This is a genomic window from Sulfuricurvum sp. PD_MW2, assembly GCF_002633015.1.
GTDB lineage: Bacteria > Campylobacterota > Campylobacteria > Campylobacterales > Sulfurimonadaceae > Sulfuricurvum.
In genome coordinates this window covers 42,137-61,240 of sequence record NZ_NSIU01000010.1, presented here as the reverse complement: position 1 = coordinate 61,240, position 19,104 = coordinate 42,137, and the positions used below count along the sequence as shown (strand labels likewise).

Annotated in this window: 15 protein-coding genes; 9 read left to right on the top strand and 6 right to left on the bottom strand. The window is 43.4% G+C overall.

The annotated features are described in order from the left end of the window. Positions 1–3: 3 nt before the first annotated feature. The 5 genes from CJD30_RS06360 to CJD30_RS06340 are packed head-to-tail and all read right to left on the bottom strand — an operon-like array spanning position 4 to position 3,726. Complete coding sequence (locus CJD30_RS06360) at positions 4–654, bottom strand: TrkA family potassium uptake protein (RefSeq protein WP_294917521.1); 651 nt, start codon at positions 652–654, stop codon at positions 4–6. 1 nt (position 655) lies between these two features. Further along, complete coding sequence (locus CJD30_RS06355) at positions 656–1,990, bottom strand: TrkH family potassium uptake protein (protein WP_294917520.1); 1,335 nt, start codon at positions 1,988–1,990, stop codon at positions 656–658. A gap of 54 nt (positions 1,991–2,044) precedes the next feature. Beyond that, positions 2,045–2,953 (bottom strand): hypothetical protein, encoded by a 909-nt coding sequence (locus CJD30_RS06350; protein WP_294917519.1) that lies wholly within the window; start codon positions 2,951–2,953, stop codon positions 2,045–2,047. Next, positions 2,950–3,297 (bottom strand): flagellar motor switch protein FliN, encoded by a 348-nt coding sequence (gene fliN, locus CJD30_RS06345; RefSeq protein ID WP_294917518.1) that lies wholly within the window; start codon positions 3,295–3,297, stop codon positions 2,950–2,952. Before fliN ends, CJD30_RS06350 begins: the two co-directional genes overlap by 4 nt. 3 nt (positions 3,298–3,300) lie before the next feature. After that, a complete protein-coding gene (locus CJD30_RS06340) occupies positions 3,301–3,726 on the bottom strand; it encodes a chemotaxis protein CheX (protein WP_294917516.1) in 426 nt (141 codons plus the stop codon). A 130-nt stretch (positions 3,727–3,856) separates the two neighbouring features. Here CJD30_RS06340 and CJD30_RS06335 point away from each other — a divergent pair, with 130 nt between their 5' ends. The 9 genes from CJD30_RS06335 to CJD30_RS06295 all read left to right on the top strand — a co-directional run bounded on the left by CJD30_RS06335 (position 3,857) and on the right by CJD30_RS06295 (position 17,863). Then, the gene (locus CJD30_RS06335; RefSeq protein WP_294917515.1) at positions 3,857–4,594 is read left to right on the top strand and encodes a sulfite exporter TauE/SafE family protein; all 738 of its coding nucleotides are present in this window, start codon (positions 3,857–3,859) and stop codon (positions 4,592–4,594) included. Continuing rightward, complete coding sequence (gene uvrA / locus CJD30_RS06330) at positions 4,595–7,414, top strand: excinuclease ABC subunit UvrA (RefSeq protein ID WP_294917514.1); 2,820 nt, start codon at positions 4,595–4,597, stop codon at positions 7,412–7,414. 36 nt (positions 7,415–7,450) lie between these two features. Then, positions 7,451–8,266, top strand: a complete 816-nt coding sequence (locus tag CJD30_RS06325; protein WP_294917513.1) for an HDOD domain-containing protein — start codon at positions 7,451–7,453, stop codon at positions 8,264–8,266. Between the two features lie 10 nt (positions 8,267–8,276). Continuing rightward, positions 8,277–11,000: a DNA polymerase I gene (gene polA, locus CJD30_RS06320; RefSeq protein WP_294917512.1), complete on the top strand. Its 2,724-nt coding sequence runs from the start codon at positions 8,277–8,279 to the stop codon at positions 10,998–11,000. Positions 11,001–11,013: 13 nt separating this feature from the next. Beyond that, on the top strand, positions 11,014–11,589 hold the full coding sequence (locus tag CJD30_RS06315; protein ID WP_294917510.1) for a YqiA/YcfP family alpha/beta fold hydrolase: 576 nt from the start codon (positions 11,014–11,016) through the stop codon (positions 11,587–11,589). Between the two features lie 14 nt (positions 11,590–11,603). After that, on the top strand, positions 11,604–12,956 hold the full coding sequence (gene gdhA / locus CJD30_RS06310; RefSeq protein ID WP_294917509.1) for an NADP-specific glutamate dehydrogenase: 1,353 nt from the start codon (positions 11,604–11,606) through the stop codon (positions 12,954–12,956). Positions 12,957–13,060: 104 nt separating this feature from the next. Next, complete coding sequence (gene ccsA / locus CJD30_RS06305; protein ID WP_294917507.1) at positions 13,061–16,159, top strand: cytochrome c biogenesis protein CcsA; 3,099 nt, start codon at positions 13,061–13,063, stop codon at positions 16,157–16,159. An 85-nt stretch (positions 16,160–16,244) separates the two neighbouring features. Continuing rightward, a complete protein-coding gene (locus CJD30_RS06300) occupies positions 16,245–16,514 on the top strand; it encodes a hypothetical protein (RefSeq protein WP_294917505.1) in 270 nt (89 codons plus the stop codon). Between the two features lie 53 nt (positions 16,515–16,567). Further along, a complete protein-coding gene (locus CJD30_RS06295; RefSeq protein ID WP_294917503.1) occupies positions 16,568–17,863 on the top strand; it encodes a hypothetical protein in 1,296 nt (431 codons plus the stop codon). Between the two features lie 28 nt (positions 17,864–17,891). Here the strand turns inward: CJD30_RS06295 and dnaJ are convergent, their stop codons facing one another. Next, positions 17,892–19,007 carry a molecular chaperone DnaJ gene (gene dnaJ / locus CJD30_RS06290; RefSeq protein ID WP_294917502.1) on the bottom strand — a complete coding sequence of 372 codons (1,116 nt, stop codon included), beginning with the start codon at positions 19,005–19,007 and terminating at the stop codon, positions 17,892–17,894. Positions 19,008–19,104: the final 97 nt, after the last annotated feature.

Genomic DNA, 19,104 nt, shown 5'->3' with positions numbered 1-19,104 from the left:
AAATTAGATTTTCTTACTTAACTCTTCAATATGGCCTGCATCACCGAGGACGACCAAAATATCCCCTTTTTCGAGGATATCGTCTTTTTCAAATGAGGTATACCATACGCCCTGGTGTTTATACGCAATCGGTTTTACTTCGTATTCGTTTTCAAACATTGGGGATAAGATCGAAGTCCCTACCCAGAAGGAAGGTACGGTCAGTTTGGCTATTTTCATGGTGATAGAGAGATCGATCGTCTCATAGTGCATATTTTTGACCATTTTCTTGACGATCTTTTTCGCCGATTCCATTTCAGGATAGATCACTTTTGCAGCACCGAGTTTTGATAGGATTTGCCCGTGTACCGTAGTAATTGCCTTGGCTATCACGGTTTCGACCCCTAACTCTTTTAACGCCATAACGGTGAGGATACTCGCCTCAATGTTTTCTCCGATACTGACAACCGCCACATCGACACTGCCGATTCCTGCCTCTCGTAACGCTCTCATATCGGTTGAGTCCAAAATGACAGCGTCTTGGACGTATTCGTTGACTTCACGGACATGATCTTCATTCAAATCGGCTGCGATGACGTTCAGTCCTTGTTGCGCCAATCCTTTGGCAACGTGAAAACCAAATTTTCCTAATCCTATAACTGCAAATGTTTCCATACTAAATAATAACCTTTCCTTCTGCATATTTGATACGGCTTTCCACCGCTTTACCCACGATAATGATTGTAAAGGCGAATACTCCGACCCTTCCCATCAGCATCAAAATGATGATATTGAGCTTACCGGCATCACTGAAGAGGGCACTGTAACTCAATACTCCTCCATCTCCGGTCGAGAGACCGACGGTTCCGAATGCCGATGTGGTCTCAAACAAGATCCGTAAAAACGGCAAATGTTCTACTTCACTCAAGATGACCGTCGAGACGACGACATAAATCGATGCGACAAAAATAACCGCATACGCTTTATTGATCTGATAGGGGGAAATAGAGCGTTTGAAAATATGGGCATTCGAGTCTCCGCGTAGAGTGTACCACATACCGATCAATGCCAAAGCGACGGCGGTCGTTTTAATACCCCCGGCTGTACCTCCCGGGCTCCCTCCGGTCATCATAAAAAACGTAGCGAAGAAAAGATTCGAATCGGTAAGCGTTGAGAAATCGATGCTGTTGAATCCTGCAGTACGGTAGTTGACCGATGCAAACCATGCCGCTAAAATCTTTTCATAGGTGCTCATCGAGCCAAACGATTTTGGATTGTTCCATTCTAATGATAAGAGAAAAAACATCCCCAATAGGATCAAAATACCAGTCATCCACAAAACGATTTTAGTATGGGTAGAAATTCGCACCAGTCGATTTCGGCGAAAGTTATAAATCTCAAGCAAAGCAACATAGCCCAATCCACCAAGGATGATCAAGAACGGGATCGCTAAATTGATAATCAAATCTCCCCGATAACCCATCATGTTATCACGGAAGAGTGAGAAGCCGGCATTGTTAAAGGCTGAGATCGCATGGAATGTACCGAACCATAATGCTTTTGCAAAGGGCATATCAGCCCAAAAACGTAGAGTGAGAATGATCATTCCTACGACTTCGATGATAACGATAGAGGCAAATACGATTTTTAAAAAGCGGACCAATCCGTCTAGCCCCGGCTGGTTGAGAGACTCTTTGAGAATGAGACGGTCTCTGTGGTTGATTTTTTGTTTTCGCATAACGGCCAAAAAGGTGACTGCCGTCATGTACCCCAGACCCCCGAGTTGGATCAGTGTCAAAATGATGGCATGCCCAAACGAGGTAAAATCTACAGGTGTATCTTTCACAATCAATCCGGTAACACAGACCGCGGAGGTTGCAGTGAAGACGGCATCGATAAAACGGAGTTCTCCATTATGGGCAAAAGGGAGGGAAAGTAACAAGGCACCGACAAAAATGACAACTATGAAGCTGAAAAGTATAAGTTTTATCTCTCGAGTATGTATGACCAATCCTTTGGCGTAAAGCTATAAATATCCTTAGTGAGAATTATAACATTAGCGCGGTTAATAAACGCCCGATGCCTTCTCTTTATAAGCGTCAAATACTTCATCTTGTGCCGGAGCGAGTTGAAAATAGCCATCAAGTTCGCGATGTTTTGATTGCAGCAAGCTCTCAAAATCATTTTGAGTAACAGGGATATTGTCTTGAAATTTATCGAGCAAAATCGTGTTGTTTCCGAGTAAGACAAGATAGCTCATGGTACCGTAATCGAGCATCGCAACGGAGTGAGAATTATCGAGCGATTTTTGAAATCGTATGTGTATTCCACCGGTATCGGAACTGAGAGGAATCGTACTGGAGAGGGTTGCTGCTTTGGTTTCAGGTGCAGGTGTTGATGATTTATCAAAGAGCCATGGTGTTTTTGGTTCGGTTCTCATCGTCGCAGTACGTTTTGCAATGTTTTGTTTTAGCCAAAACAAAATCGCAATCCCGATGACCAAAATCGCGATGACAACGTAGTAACTTTGCTCAAACTCGTTCCCTTTTTTCGTAGGGAGTGCACCGACTGCGGGTTGTTCGCCGCTCGCAGCGCCGGTAAAAGGATTGGCAGGAGCGGATGGATTCATAAAGCGTAAACGAAGTCCGTACGAATCGGATGTTTTTGATGCTTGCATTGTCACATCGTTCGATACTTCAGCGGTGATTTCCGTATGATCTTCTTTTGGCGTGATGGAGAGTTTATTAAGATATTTGGAAGTGATGGTTTTTACTTTCGGATCTTCGATAAACGCCTGTTCCAATTTGACCGTAAAGGTATTGCCGATCCGGTTTTGACGCAAAACTCCCTCATAAGGGGTATCGAATGTCAGCATCACATCAACCCGATCGTTTCGATCATAGACGTTATAACTCAAGATTTTGGCACCCCACAGCAATGCTGGGAGAAGAAGTAACGGCAATAAATATCTCATAGTCTCTCTTTTGAAAGGTAATAAAGTACGGCACTCGAATCGAGCACCTCATTGATCCGGATAGCTAAGTTTTTTTCGTACACCATAACTTCGCCTTTTCCGATAATACGATTATTGACATACGATTCGACGCTTTCACCCGCCGGTTTTCCCAAATCGATAACAGACCCTTTTTCAAGTTTGAGTATCTCTTCGAGCGATAGGGTGGTTTGTCCCAAATCAGCGACAAACTCGACTTCCATATCAAGCAAGCCGTCATAATCCATCCATGAGAGTTCTCTTTCTGGATCAAAGCTATGATCTTTAGGAAGGTTTTGTTGGAAATCTAGCACTGTTTCGTCCATATTTTAGAGCCTTTGCAATCCAATCATCATTTCTCCGCCGTCAACACCTATGTTTTGTTTTTCATCCATCTGAAGATCAGTGATCTTATCTTGCGGAACAATAAACGGTGTTGAAATACTCATTGGGGTTTGGTGTAACTCTCCGGCAAGAACTTTTGCATTTCCTACAATCATATTGGTGGTTTCCAAGAGCATGTCGACAAGGGTTCCCTCGTCGCTGCTTTCTTCACCCAGAAAAATATTTGTGATCGTTTGAATGAGATGTTCGTCACACCCTACATAGGCTCTATGCATCTCGCCGTTGGTCATTTCAACATCAATATAAGCAAGAAGTGTTCTCTTTTTTGATGATGGCATTGAGAGATCGTATGGCATACGTATTTGATGAGTACAGAAATTTGTTGCGGCTTCAACAATAATAGGTAACATTCATGCTCACTCTCTATTTTTATCTATTGTGTGTTGATTATAGCGTAAATTTATTTGAACTTAACAAGGTATTCCTGAAGCGCGAACGGAGTATAATCGCGCGGATGAAAAGAATTATGAAAGAAAAGAGATGACAATAGAACTAGCCCTTTTAGGGATCGGCGTCGGTACACTTTCGGGATTCTTTGGGATCGGCGGCGGGACAGTGAGTGTTCCGATACTCCTTTATTTAGGATTCGGCATCAAAGAGGCCATCGGAATTTCGGTAACACAAATGGTTGCGGGATCGTTAATGGCGGCATGGCTTCACTACAAAAATCGAACTTATAATATCAGTGATGTCAAATATTTTGGATTTGGCGGAATCCTTGGAGCGATGATTGGAGGAGTATTGGTCAAAATGCTTCATTCGAGTATTTTGGAATGGCTATTTTTATCAATAGTCGCTTTCACCCTTGCTCGACTGGCGTTTTCTAATCCTGTTCCGACACGTTCTGAAGTGGTGCATCGTCCGCTCTATACTCTGGTAGGGAGCGGAGTCGGCATATTTTCAGGGATGTTAGGGGTAGGCGGATCGATATTGATGACGCCGATTTTGGTCAGTTTTATGGGATTTCCCCTCAAAAAAGCCTCTGCAGTAGGTCATTTTTTTGTTATTTTTTCTTCTATTTCGGCGTTTGTTACCCTTTTGTGGTTAGGATTCGTTAATCTAGAGGCGGGATTGACAATGGCTTTGGCTTCGCTGCTGGGAACAGTGGGAGGAATCTGGTTATTGCATAAGATTAAAGTAGCCCGCTATAAACAGATTTTGGTTATTTTTTATAGTGTTATTTTTGCTATTACGGCATACAAACTAATTATGGGGTAGATGATGGACAAAATTAAAATTATTGGTGCAAAAGAGCATAATTTAAAAAATATATCTTTGGAGATTCCAAAAAATAAATTGGTGGTATGTACCGGTATCAGCGGTAGTGGAAAGTCCACATTGGCTTTTGATACCCTCTACGCCGAGGGGCAGCGCCGCTATATCGAATCGCTGTCGTCGTATGCGCGTCAATTTTTGGATCGTGTCGGAAAACCCGATGTCGACAAAATCGAAGGTCTTACCCCCGCTATTGCGATAGATCAAAAAACCACTTCCAAAAATCCCCGCTCTACCGTTGGAACCATTACGGAAATTTACGATTATCTGCGATTGCTCTATGCTCGTATTGGAGTCCAACATTGTCATCTGTGCGGTAAAAAAATCTCCAAAATGTCGGCTCAAGATATCATCGATCAGGTGTTAAAGTTGCCGGATGGTGCGAAGATTGTTATCTTGGCACCTTTGGTACGTGAGAAAAAAGGTTCATTCACCGATATACTCGAGTCATTGCGCCACAAAGGGTACGTTCGTGCCATGATTGATGGAGTCATGGTCCGTTTGGATGAAGAGATTGAGCTTGCAAAAACCAAAAAACATACGATCAAAGTGGTTATCGATCGGCTCATTATCAAAGATGACAACCATGACCGTGTAGCTCAGGACGTTGAAAAAGCGCTCAAAGAGTCATATGGCGAAGTGGAGATTGAGATTCAAAACAACGAAGAGGTGGGGCTCAATGAAAAATTGATCCATTACAGCGAACACAGTGCCTGTTTTGATTGTAAAGTGAGTTTTGATCCCTTGGAACCGCTTTCGTTTTCGTTCAACTCCCCCAAAGGTGCTTGTTCTGAGTGTGACGGTTTGGGGATACGCTATGCGCTTGACTATGACAAAATAATCGATTCCGAGCTCCCGATAGAGAAAGGGGCAATCAAGATCGTCTATGGATTTAACAAGGGGTACTATTTTACGTTCTTAAAAGCATTTTGTGCAACAGAAGGGATCGATATCACCGTACCGTTCTACGCGCTCGAAGAGTATCAGAAAAAAGCGATTCTCCACGGCAGTGTTAATGAAGTGGAATTCAAATGGCAAGACCATCCGATTCGACGTGTATGGCCGGGGATTGTCCGTATCGCCTATGATATTTTCAAAGATGAAAAAGATTTAGCGGATTATATGTCGGAAAAATCGTGTAATGTTTGTAATTCACATCGATTGAAGAGAGAATCGCTCGCGGTAAGGGTTGCAGAAAAAGGGATTGGAGACGTCATAACAATGCCGCTCAAAGATTCATATGCATGGTTTGCCGATCCGAAAACATTCGAGTATTTGAGCGACCAAAATACCATGATTGCCACCCCGATTTTGAACGAAATTCGAGAACGCCTTTTCTTCTTGTTTGATGTGGGATTGGGATATTTATCTCTGAGCCGTGATGCACGTACGATCAGCGGCGGTGAAGCACAGCGTATCCGTATTGCATCACAGATCGGTAGCGGGTTGACCGGCGTCATGTATGTTTTGGATGAACCGAGTATCGGTCTGCATGAACGGGATACTCTAAAACTGATCCGTACCCTTCGCTCATTGCAGGAAAAAGGGAATACCGTTATTGTCGTTGAACACGATAAAGAGACGATTGAGCATGCCGACTACATCGTTGATATAGGACCTGGAGCCGGAAAATTCGGAGGAAATGTGGTTTTCTCAGGAACGTTGGAAGAGATGAAACGCTCGAATACGTTGACGGCGGATTATCTCTCCGGACGCAAAAAAATCGAGTATTTTTATCGTCGTCCTCAAAAAGAGTGGATTAGCGTCAATAGTGTTACATTAAATAATATTAATGATTTGTCGGTAAAAATACCATTGCATAATTTTGTGTGTGTAACGGGGGTTAGCGGTAGCGGAAAGAGTTCTTTGATTCTTCAGACCTTATTGCCAGTGACACGCGAAATACTTAATCATGCCCGTAAAATCAATCGTGTAGCAGGGGTAGAAGTTCATGGGTTGGAGAGTCTGGATAAAGTTATTTATCTCGATCAAAGCCCGATCGGAAGAACACCACGATCCAATCCTGCGACCTATACGGGGGTAATGGATGAGATTCGTAACCTCTTTACCAAAACCAAAGAAGCACAAATCCGAGGCTATACGGCATCACGGTTTAGTTTCAACGTCAAAGGTGGACGATGCGAAAAGTGCCAAGGGGAAGGGGAGATCAAAATCGAGATGCACTTTTTGCCCGATATTATGGTCAAATGTGATGCATGTCACGGAAGCCGCTACAATTTGCAAACCTTGCAGGTCGAATACAAAGGGAAAAATATCTCTGATGTTTTGAATATGTCGGTCGGAGAAGCGCTTGAGTTTTTTGCACCGATTCCGAAAATCAAAACGATTCTGCAAACATTGAGCGATGTTGGGCTTGATTATATCACTCTGGGACAAAACGCCGTAACGCTCTCGGGCGGTGAGGCGCAGCGTATCAAGCTTGCTAAGGAATTAAGCCGCCGCGATACGGGTAATACCCTTTATATTCTCGATGAACCGACAACAGGATTGCATTTTGATGATGTCAACCGTTTGACCAAAGTGCTGCACAATTTTGTTGAATTGGGTAACTCCGTATTGGTCATCGAACACAATCTTGATATGATCAAAAATGCGGATTATATCATCGATATGGGCCCTGAAGGTGGAAGCGGTGGCGGATTGCTCGTTGCTGAAGGAGATCCTGAAAGTGTGGCTAGAGATTGGGAGAAAACGGGAAGCTTTACCGGAAAATATTTATCTCTTGAATTAAATAGGCTATAATAACTGCCATTGTTTAATTTAGAGGATCACCATTTCATGAAGAATTCAATTGTAAACAGTATTAAATCTCTACCACCGCTGCCGAAAACCGTTATTGATATGCAGCGGGTGTGCAATGATCCTAACTCTTCAATTCAAGATTTGGTGAAAACAGTAGAAACCGATCCTATGATCGTGGCAAATTTGCTGAAAGCGGCAAATTCCCCTCTGTACAGCTTTCGACGTGAAATTTTAAACGTAGCGCAGGCTGTATCACTTTTTGGTATGAGTATGACCCGCTCTATCGGATTGGGGAATTCGGTTCGTAAACTCCTCAATGTAGACATGGAACCTTATGGAATCAGTTCGGATCGTTTTGCTGAGATATCATCCATGCAAGCAGCACTCGTACACGAATGGTACAGTAAAATTGATCGTGTCAAAGCGGACAAATTGTTTTTGGCCACATTTTTGCAAGAAACCGGCAAAATTATTATCGCCAGTGATGTTATCCAAGAGGATTTAGCGACCAATTTTAAAGCGGACATCATTTCCGCAATCGATATTGCAAGTGTTGAACGTTCCTATATCCAAGAGACGACTGCGGCAGTAACTGCTGCGATTTTTACCCATTGGAATTTTGACAAAGAGTTTATCGATATGATTCAATACTCCGATTCTCCTAGCAGTGCCCCTGAAGAGATCCGAGAATACGCTACCGCGTTAAATATTATCAAAACCATCATTCCGATCAATAACCCGTTTGGAGAGCACGGACTTGCTTTCGGACTTAAAAAAGCGGAAGAAGCAGGATATGATACTGCGAAATTGCAAGGTGCGATCAACTCAATCCTTGAAAAAATAAACGCCTAGAAGGGGGTTTATGTCTCAGCCTACTATAACCATTATCGATACATTCGGATTTTTTTTCCGTTCCTTTTATGCGCTTCCCCCTTTGAAAAACAAACAGGGGTTCCCTACCGGACTGTTGACAGGTTTTATAAACTTCATCGCTTCGTTGCACAAAGATCACAGCAGTGACTATCTGATTTTTGCTTTGGATGCCAAAGGTCCAAGCTTTCGTGCAGAGATTGATCCCAACTATAAAGCAAACCGTTCTCCCGCACCCGAAGAGCTTATTATGCAACTCCCTATCGCCATCGAATGGATTGACAAAATGGGATACAAATCGCTCTCCATGAGCGGATATGAAGCGGATGATATGATCGCTTCGGTTGTTCGCGCCGCACGTGAACATGGGTTTTTGGTACGTGTCGTTTCGCATGATAAAGATCTGTATCAATTGATCGATGATGATCGTGTTGTGTTAGTCGATGCTATCAGCAAAAAAGTGATGAATGAACGTCATTGTGAAGAGAAATACGGTGTTCACCCGCGCCAATTTATCGATTATCAGTCCCTCATAGGCGATACTGCTGATAATGTTCCCGGTGTCAAGGGGATCGGAAAAGTGACGGCGCAAAAACTGTTAAGCCAATTCGGCACGCTTGATGCGCTGTATGAGCGAATCGACGAGGTGACGCCTGTTCGGATTAAAGGTTTGCTTGAAACGTATCGAGACGATGCATTTCGTTCACGTGAATTGGTACGTCTCAAAAATGATCTTTTTGAAAATCTCGATTTTTCTGAATTTGCAATGCACTTTGAAAACCCATTTTTGCCGATTTATGACGATCTGGTCCATTATGAAATGAACGCCGTGTTGCGTACTATCAAAGCAAAAGCATTGTTTGAAGAGTCGCAATCCTCTAGTGTTCCGTTAAAAACTGAAAAAGTAGAAATACCGGTGTGTGAAAGTAGTGAGGGGTGTAGTACACTTCTTGATACTGATGAAGCGCTTATGAATGTTATTCAAGCACTTCCTCATGATGTGATGGTTGCATTCGATACCGAAACAACAGGGCTTGATCCGACAAAAGATCACTTGGTCGGTTTTAGTTTTAGCAGTGATGGAAAAACAGGATATTATGTGCCGATGATGCATAGTTATCTCGGAGTAGGGGATCAAGTATCGATTGACACCGCAAAACAAGCGATCAAGGCGATTTTTGAGCGTCGAGTCATCGGACATAATATCAAATTCGATCTCCATTTCGTCACCCGCTTTTTGGGCGTTGAATGTTTGAACATTCATGCCGATACGATGGTGCTTGCGTGGCTCACCGATTCTGCCCGCTCACTTTCGATGGATAACCTTTCCCAAAATCTGTTGCACCACGAGATGATCCATTTTAAAGATACGGTTAAAAAAGGGGAAAATTTTGCTTCCGTAGCGATCGAAGATGCGTGTAAGTATGCGGGAGAGGATGCCTATATCACCTATCGCCTCTACGAAGTGCTTCGCGAACAACTTCTCCTCAAAGGTGGACAGGAAGCGCTTGATGAGGCGTTTAACGTCGAGTTTCCTTTTACGTTGACGTTGCTGGGGATGGAGAAAGAGGGGATTGCCGTCGACACGTCGGTTTTGGAGACGTTTAAAAAAGAGGTTGCGCATGAAATCGCTACGTTGAGCGAACAGATTCATAATGCGTGCGGCACGGTATTCAATCTCAATTCACCCAAACAGCTCGGAGTTGTGTTGTTTGAAACGCTAGGACTCCCTCACGGTAAAAAGACCAAAACAGGTTACAGCACGGATGAGCAGGTGTTGGAAGGGCTTAAAAATGAGCATCCAATGATTCCGATGCTGTTGCAGTACCGTGAATACCACAAGCTCTACTCCACCTACATCGAACCGTTGATCGCACTGGCGCAAAATGATTCTGATAGCCGTATCTACACCTCGTTTGTTCAAACAGGTACGGCAACGGGACGACTCAGCTCTAAAAATCCTAACCTCCAAAATATTCCCGTCAAAACGGCATTGGGGATGCGTATTCGAGAAGCGTTCGTGGCTCCTGCAGGTAAAAAACTAATCGGGATCGACTATTCGCAAATCGAGCTTCGTCTCCTTGCCCATTTCAGTAATGACAGTGTGCTGGTCAATGCCTTCAACGAGGGGCATGATATCCACATGCAAACAGCAATGGCGCTCTTTGGTCAAGAAGAGGCAGCAAGCAAGCGTAATATTGCAAAAACGGTCAATTTTGGTCTCTTGTACGGTATGGGACAGAAAAAACTCTCTGACACGCTGGGCATTACAACCAAAGAGGCCAAAGAGATTATCGAACGCTATTTTGAGACCTTCCCGAGTGTGAAAGGATATTTCAGCGGTATTGTCGAGCAAGCTAAAGAGATGGGATACGTCGAGACACTTTTGCATCGTCGTCGCTATTTCGATTTCGCCTCTGCCACTCCGATGCTCAAAGCCGCATACGAGCGTGAATCGGTCAACACCGTATTTCAAGGCTCTGCCAGTGATCTCATCAAGCTCTCGATGAACGCCATCGATACGATGATCCGCACCGAAAATCTCCGTGCCAAAATGCTGCTACAAATCCACGATGAACTGATTTTTGAGGTGGATGCGGATGTAGCGGAAGAATACGCACGCCGTTTCGTCGGGGTGATGGAAAATGTTATGAAACTCCGTATTCCGCTCAAAACCTCGATGCATATAGGCAATCACTGGGGTGAATTAAAATAACACGAAAGAGGCAATGATGATTATCTACACTCACGGATTTGGAAGTCATGGTAACGGTTCAAAAGCGATAGCACTTCGCAATTACTGTAAGACGAACAATATTCCATTCATTGCCCCCTCTCTATCGACGATTCCTGATTTGGCGATTCAAACGCTCGAAGAGCTTATTGAAGCGTTTCAAGCTTTTGGAAAGGTCTCGTTGATCGGTTCTTCGTTGGGAGGGTATTATACGATGTACCTTTCACACAAATACACTTTGCCGTGTGTATTAATCAACCCTGCCATCTATTCATACAAAACACTCCAACGAGCCCTTGGCAATTCACCTAATTTTTATGATCAGAGTACCTATGAATGGACAATCAAGCATTTGGATATGCTAAAACGCTATGATGTTGAGACGTATCAGGGAGAAAACGCTCTATTGATGGTACAGAGTGGTGATGAAGTATTGGACTATGCCGAAGCGGTAGCAAAATTGTCCAAATCCAAAATGATAATAGAAGAGGGCGGTGACCACGGGTTCAAAGAGATTGAACGTCACTTTGATACCATCGTAGATTTTTTATCTGATCATCAAAAACATTAATAGAGGAGATGAGTATGGTCGAAAAAATTTTAGCCAACCTCGAAAAATCGAACTGCGCAACGGATAATACATTTTTACAAGCGGTGAGTGAAGTCCTCAGCTCATTGGAACCGATAATCAAAAGCGATCCGCGCTATGAACAGTTTGCGATATTAGAGCGTCTTGTTACTCCTGATCGGATCATTCAGTTCAAAGTACAGTGGCTGGATGATCAAAACCGTGTCCGAATCAATAACGGATACCGTATACAGTTTAATAATGCCTTGGGACCTTACAAAGGGGGGCTTCGTTTTCATCCGAGCGTAACGACTGGGGTGCTGAAGTTTTTAGCATTTGAGCAGATTTTCAAAAATTCTCTCACCGGTTTACCGCTTGGCGGAGCAAAAGGGGGAAGTGATTTTGATCCGAAAGGAAAAAGCGATTTTGAGATTATGAAGTTTTGTCACGCATTTATGCGAGAGCTTCATCCCTATATCGGTGCACGGGTTGATGTTCCTGCTGGAGACATCGGTGTAGGAAGCCGTGAGATCGGGTATTTGTTCGGAGAATATAAACATATTACCAGAAACTATGACGGAGTCCTCAGCGGAAAACCCTATGCATTCGGTGGATCGTTAATGCGTCCTCAAGCAACAGGATACGGTGCGGTCTATTTTGCCAGAGAGATGTTGTTTCAAGAGCTGCAAGAATCGTTAGAGGGAAAAGTGTGTACCGTAAGCGGTGCCGGAAATGTTGCTATACATACGATAGAAAAATTGCAACAGCTCGGTGCAATTGTGGTGACATGCAGTGACAGTGACGGTACGGTATATGATCCAAAAGGGATCAATCTTTCGATAGTCCGTGAGCTCAAAGAGAGTGGACGACGACGATCGCTCAGTGAATATACGCAATGGGTCTTAGAGGCTGTTTATACGCCAAAAACTGAGTATCCGGAGAATGCTCACGCTGTATGGCAGATCCCATGTTTCGCGGCATTTCCGTGCGCGACACAAAATGAGCTAACATTTTCAGATGCGCAAAAATTGATTCAAAACGGATGTGTTGCCGTTGTAGAAGGGGCGAATATGCCAACGTTGCCTGATGCGATCGAATTGCTGCAGCAAGAAGGTATCCTTTTTGCACCGGGTAAAGCTTCCAATGCCGGAGGTGTCGCGGTCAGTGAATTTGAAATGTCCCAAAACGCTTCTATGGAGAAATGGGATTTTGACAAAGTGGATCGTAAACTGGATGAATTGATGCGTCAAATTTATAAGCGCGTTGCACTGACGGCAAAAGAGTACGGTGTAGAGCGCAATTTTGTAGACGGAGCCAACATCGCAGCGTTTAAACGAGTCGCCGAAGCAATGCTCCTTGAGGGTGTATAAGTATTAATTTTTAATTAACAAATATTTACCCAAGACCCACTACAATACGCAATATTTTTCATATTAGGTTGACCATGAACAAAGTTCTATCTCTAGTAAGCTCCATGAAAACCATGGCTGTGCTTATGCTTGTGTTTGCCGTAGCTATAGGCTACGCGACATTTATCGAAAATGATTACGGTTCTATGACTGCTAAAGCCGATGTCTACAATGCACGTTGGTTTGAAATTTTGTTGGCTTTGTTGGCAATCAATTTGACACTTAACATCATCAATTTCAAAATGGCACGAAAAGCAAAATGGCTTGTTTTTATATTTCATGCCGCTTTTCTAATTATTCTTGCGGGAGCTGCCGTTACCCGATATGCCGGATATGAGGGTACTATGCATATCCGAGAAGGCGAAAGCAGTGATGTTTTGGTCAGTTCAGAACCCTACATAGCGTTCGATGTCGTCAAAAACGACAAAAAATATAGCTTCAAAGAGCCATTGTACCTTTCAAAACGCTCAGGCAATATCTTTGAACGGGAATTAGCTGTGGATGGAGAGAAGATCAAAGTCAATCTTGATTCTTATATGGGTGATGCCCGTTACGAAGCTGTTGCAGATCCTAAAGGTCAACCGATTTTTAATCTTATGGTTACGGGTGCGATGGGTGCACAACAAATTACGCTGAAACACGGTGAATTTATTGAAGCCAATGACATCGTTATCGATTTTGACTCGAACAAAACGTTTGATAAACCTGTTATCGCACTCAGCGTAGAGGGAGAGACTCCATTTATCAATACTCCGGTTGCATTGACCACTCTTAGTATGGATACGCAACAACCTTCTGCTTTGGGTAGTGGAAAACACAAGATGGAAAATAGAATTCTTTTCCAAACTCAGCAAAGCGGATTTGTAATGCGCGGCTTTACCCCGAAGGCAACTATGCAACTGGTTTCTGGTGCAGAAAATGGGAAAAAAGGTCCTATGATGCAGCAAAACGGACATGATGCTTTGACACTCAGTTTCGAGAACAAAGACAAAAAAGCAACCGAAGTACTCTTGGGTTCACCGGGTGAAGTAGGTGAACCTAAAACCATTCATTTGGGAGACACTACGATCCAAGCAAGTTATGGATCGATAGAACGTAAATTACCGTTTTCTATTGCCTTGCGGGACTTCCAGCTTGAACGCTATCCTGGATCCATGTCTCCTGCATCGTATGCAAGTGAAGTGAGCGTAGAAGATCCTGCCAATCAGGAAAAATTCGATTTTAGGATTTATATGAATCATATCTTGGACTATGAGGGGTACCGATTCTTTCAATCTTCGTTTGATCAAGATGAAATGGGGACAGTGCTTTCGGTGAATCGTGATCCTGGAACGATAATTACTTATATCGGTTATTTGTTGCTTGCTATCGGAATGTTTGGTGTGTTGATGGTAAAAAATGGACGTTTCAATGCATTGAGCCAAAAATTACAATCCATGAAATCTGAAAGTACGGCAGCTCTTTTCATCATCGCACTCGCAATGAGCACCTTGACGACAAACGCGATTGCTTCGGATGAACAAAATCCGGTGATACAAGCCGCGAAATCGTTTGATAAAGCGCATGCCGAAAAATTCGGTCACTTGATCGTTCAAGATACCAGTGGGCGCATGAAACCTCTCGATACCCTTTCCCGCGAGATTTTAGCCAAACTGAATCGTAGCGATACCTTTTTGGGGCTTACATCGAACCAAGTTGTATTGGGAATGATGCTTCGACCGGATGCTTGGCGCGAAATCGCAATCATCCGTACGGGAGACAAAGAGATCAACAAATTGATCGGTTTGCCTGAAGATTCAAAAACGGCGGCATTTTCACAATTTTTCCAAGCTCCAGATGAACTTGCAGGGTATAAACTCGCACAACTTGTGGATGAAGCCAATCGTAAAGCTCCGGGGAAACGGGATAAATTGGATAAAGCTTTGCTCCAAGTCGATGAGCGTGTAAACGTAGCCTATATGGTTTATACCGGATCGTTAATACGAATCTGGCCAAAACCAAATGATAAGAATCACAAATGGGATGCTACTATTGAAGCGCTCCAAACTTTGACACCGAAAGAATCCGAGATTGTACGTCTGTTGGCCGTTGGCTATTTTGGATCGATCGATGAATCTATGAAAAGCGGTGACTGGAAAAAAGCGGATGAAGCGTTGGCCCGTATTGATAAATATCAACGTTTTGTCGGGGCGAGTGTCTATCCGAACGATATGAAGAGCAAAATTGAGATTTTCTATAACAAAGCGAACATCTTTGAACAGCTATGGCCGCTTTATTTTGTCGTCGGGTTTACATTACTCATTTTATCATTTATCAAAATCATCAAACCGGCGGTTCGTGCAGAGTGGATCAGTAAGGTCTCCTTCTCACTTTTAGTATTGTTCTTTGCGGCACATACGATCGGACTCATCATGCGCTGGTATATTGCCGGACATGCACCGTGGTCAAACGGTTATGAGTCGATGATTTATATCGGTTGGGCAAGTGTGCTTGCCGGGTTTATCTTCTCTAGCCGCTCTGTTATGACGATGGCGGCAACCGCGATTATGACCGGATTGATTCTTTTTGTAGCGCATCTGAATTGGATGGATCCGCAGGTGACAAACCTCGTTCCGGTGCTCCAATCGTATTGGCTGACAATCCACGTTGCCATGATTACGGCCAGTTACGGGTTCTTAGGGCTTGGAGCGTTACTTGGAATGATTACGCTTGTTATCTTTTTCCTCAAAAAGCCCGACAATTCGGCACGGTTGAATAACGCTATCAAAGAACTCAACGCTATTAATGAAATGAGTTTATTGATCGGATTGGTTCTTTTGACGATCGGAAATTTCCTCGGTGGTGTATGGGCGAATGAGAGCTGGGGACGCTATTGGGGATGGGACCCGAAAGAGACATGGGCGCTTGTAACTATTTTGGTGTATGCTGTTGTGCTGCATTTGCGCTTTATCAAAGGGGCCTATACGGAATACATTTACAGCGTTGTATCGTTGTTGGCGTTTACTTCCGTATTGATGACCTACTTTGGGGTCAACTATTATCTAGCAGGGATGCACTCGTATGCGAAAGGCGACCCGGTTCCGGTTCCGGATTTTGTACCGTGGACGTATGCCGTTATCGCTATTGTGATCGCAATGGCTTATCCGAAACGTTCTATGAAATAATCCTTGATTCTCGCCGAAGTATTCGGCGAGTTTTACCTCTTTTATAACTCTTTCCCTTTAAACAACGCGAGATATAATTACTCCAATGAAAAAGAATCGGTTCCATTTCGTATTTTTATTATGGTTTATGGCCTCCATGAGTATTGCCAATACTCACGTACACCATGATTTGAATGAACATAGCCATTGTGTCAAATGTTATGCGCATGACTCCATGAGCGGAGCGGATATCCCTGTTGCAGTATCTCGCTTGGTTGAGCCGGTGCAATACGATTCGATTATCCTCCCTGAGTTTACCAATCCCGAAGATATTGTCTATTCGTGTATTAATGCACGGGCTCCGCCTCTCTCCTAATCGCTTTTCTATCTATTACTTCTTATCAATTTTAAATTTCTATTGGAGATATTATGGTAAAAAAAACCGTACTCTCCCTCGTATGTACCACTGCATTATTCTCAAGTGAGTACGAGGTTGAACAGCTAAAAAAGCAAATGGCACAATTGCAGCAGCAGTTATACGAAATGCAGCAGCAGATTAAAGTGCTGGAAAAACAAAGCTTCAAAGAAGAAGCGAGTAAAGTTGAATCGGCTCAACCTGTTACATCAGCTGAGAGTTCATTAACTCATGTCCCTGAAATCGAATTAGTTTTAAATGGTGGGTATACCTCACGAAATATCAGTAATTACAACTATTCAAACGGATCTATTCCCGGCTTCATAGATGCGGGAAACATGGAGATTCCTTTTAACGCAAAAAACGGCTTTAATTTTAACTATGCCGATGTTGGTCTGAGTGCAGATATTGATCCTGCATTGGAAGCAAGCGCTATTTTCCATATTCACGGGGATGGTACATTGGAAATTGAAGAGGCCTACATAATCACAAGAGCACTTGAACATGGCTTTGGGTTTAAAGCCGGGAAATTGAAAAGCGCCTTTGGAAAATCCAATGAACAGCACCATCACACATGGAATTTTGAGGATAAAGAACTCATAAACTTCGCTTTGTTTGGGATTGACGGCTTAGGAGGCGAGGGGGCACAACTACAGTGGACGGCGCCGACACCGTTTTATCTGATGAGCGGTATTGAACTCTTCAACGGCAATCCAAATCAAGGATTTAGCGCCAAAGAATCTGCATCAACCGCAGTCGGCTATCTCAAAATCGGTAGTGAAATAGGAGAGGGGAAACTCTCGTCAGGGATTAGTTACGCGCAAGGCAAATCAGAAATTCAAAACATAGACGGCTCTGGCAATCTGATCCCTGATAGTTTTAGTGATTATGGGCAAACACGTCTCTATGGTGCCGATGTGACATTTGAGTATCCTTTAGATGGATACGGTGCATTGACATGGCAGAACGAGTGGATACAGCGTAACAAGGATACCGCCGCAGGAGTCGAAAAACAAGCTGGATACTACAGTGAGCTACTCTATCAGTTTAACGATCACTGGGCAATGGGAGTCCGATACGATGAGATATATAAAAATGAGACAACCGATCCATTGACCTCTATAGAACATTTGAACCGCACAAGTGCGAAACTGGAATACAAACCATTTGAATCTTCTCGATTCCGATTGCAATACAATCAAGATCATTCAAAATATATTGCAAACAATCAAAAAACACTTCACGAAGTGATAGTAAACTATACGATAGAGATCGGAGGACATGAGGCACACGGGGGCGAAAGAAAATAGGGGTAGAATTTAATGTTAAAGGGAGTGGTTATTTAAACCATCCCTTAACACGTTCGAATGCCGATTCGAACAAACTTTCGTGAGGTTTTGATTCAATACCGAAACTCTCTTGGAGTTTTTGCAATAGCTCTTCTTGTTCTGAGTTGAGACGATTTGGGTAGGTAAGACGAATTTGAGCAACCAAATCACCTTTGCCGCGTCCGTGAACATCGGCAATACCTTCGCCTCTAAAACGGTATTGCTGCGTATCTTTGGTTCCTGTTTCGAGTTCCAAAGTCAATTCTCCGTTCAAAGAGGGGATTGTGATATTTTCACCTAATACCGCTTGGGTAAAAAACACCGGCACTTCGAGATAAATATCATTGCCGTTTCGGATAAAATGGCTATCTTCTTCTACCTCAAATGTGACGTACATATCTCCTCGAACACCGCTTTTTCCCGTATTTCCTCGTCCGGATACGCGTAGTCTGTTTCCGGTGTCGATTCCGGCTGGAACTTTGATGGTGACACTCTCTTTGCTCTCTGTATAGCTTTTGCCTTTACAATCAGAACATTTATCACTTGCCATCGTCCCCTCACCGTGACATGCCGGACAGGTTTGGGAAAACGTCATAAATCCTTGACGAACATAAACTTGTCCTTTTCCGCCACATTGGCTACAGGTGGTAACTTTTCCGTCTTTTGCGCCCGTACCTTTACATGTTTTACATGAATTTTTTGTGGAAAAGGTGACCTCTTTTTCGCATCCGAATACCGCTTCTTTGAAGCTGATACGCATCTCCACACTCATATCAAGAGGGAATTTATCGCTTTGTCCACGTGATTGTCTTCGTCCTCCGCCTGCAAAACCGCTAAACATCTCTTCAAAAATACTTCCAAGATCATCAAACCCCCCGCTTGAGCGACGTCCACCGCCGCCTTGGAGGCCTTCTTTTCCGTAACGATCATAGATAGCACGTTGTTGATCATCGCTGAGAACTTGGTACGCTTCATTGCAGAGTTTGAATTTATGTTCTGCGCTCGGATCGTCAGGATTGCGATCAGGATGATAGAGTTTTGCCATTTTTCGGTACGCTTTTTTAATTTCGTCACCGTTGGCGGTTTTGGTTACCTCTAAAATCTCATAATAGCTCAATTCTTCCACGTCTTAACTCCAAAAACATAATTTTTTTGCCATTATACCATGTGAAAAAGAGTGTTAGCTTAATTGAGCCGTTAAGACTAAAGTATTTATGGTACGA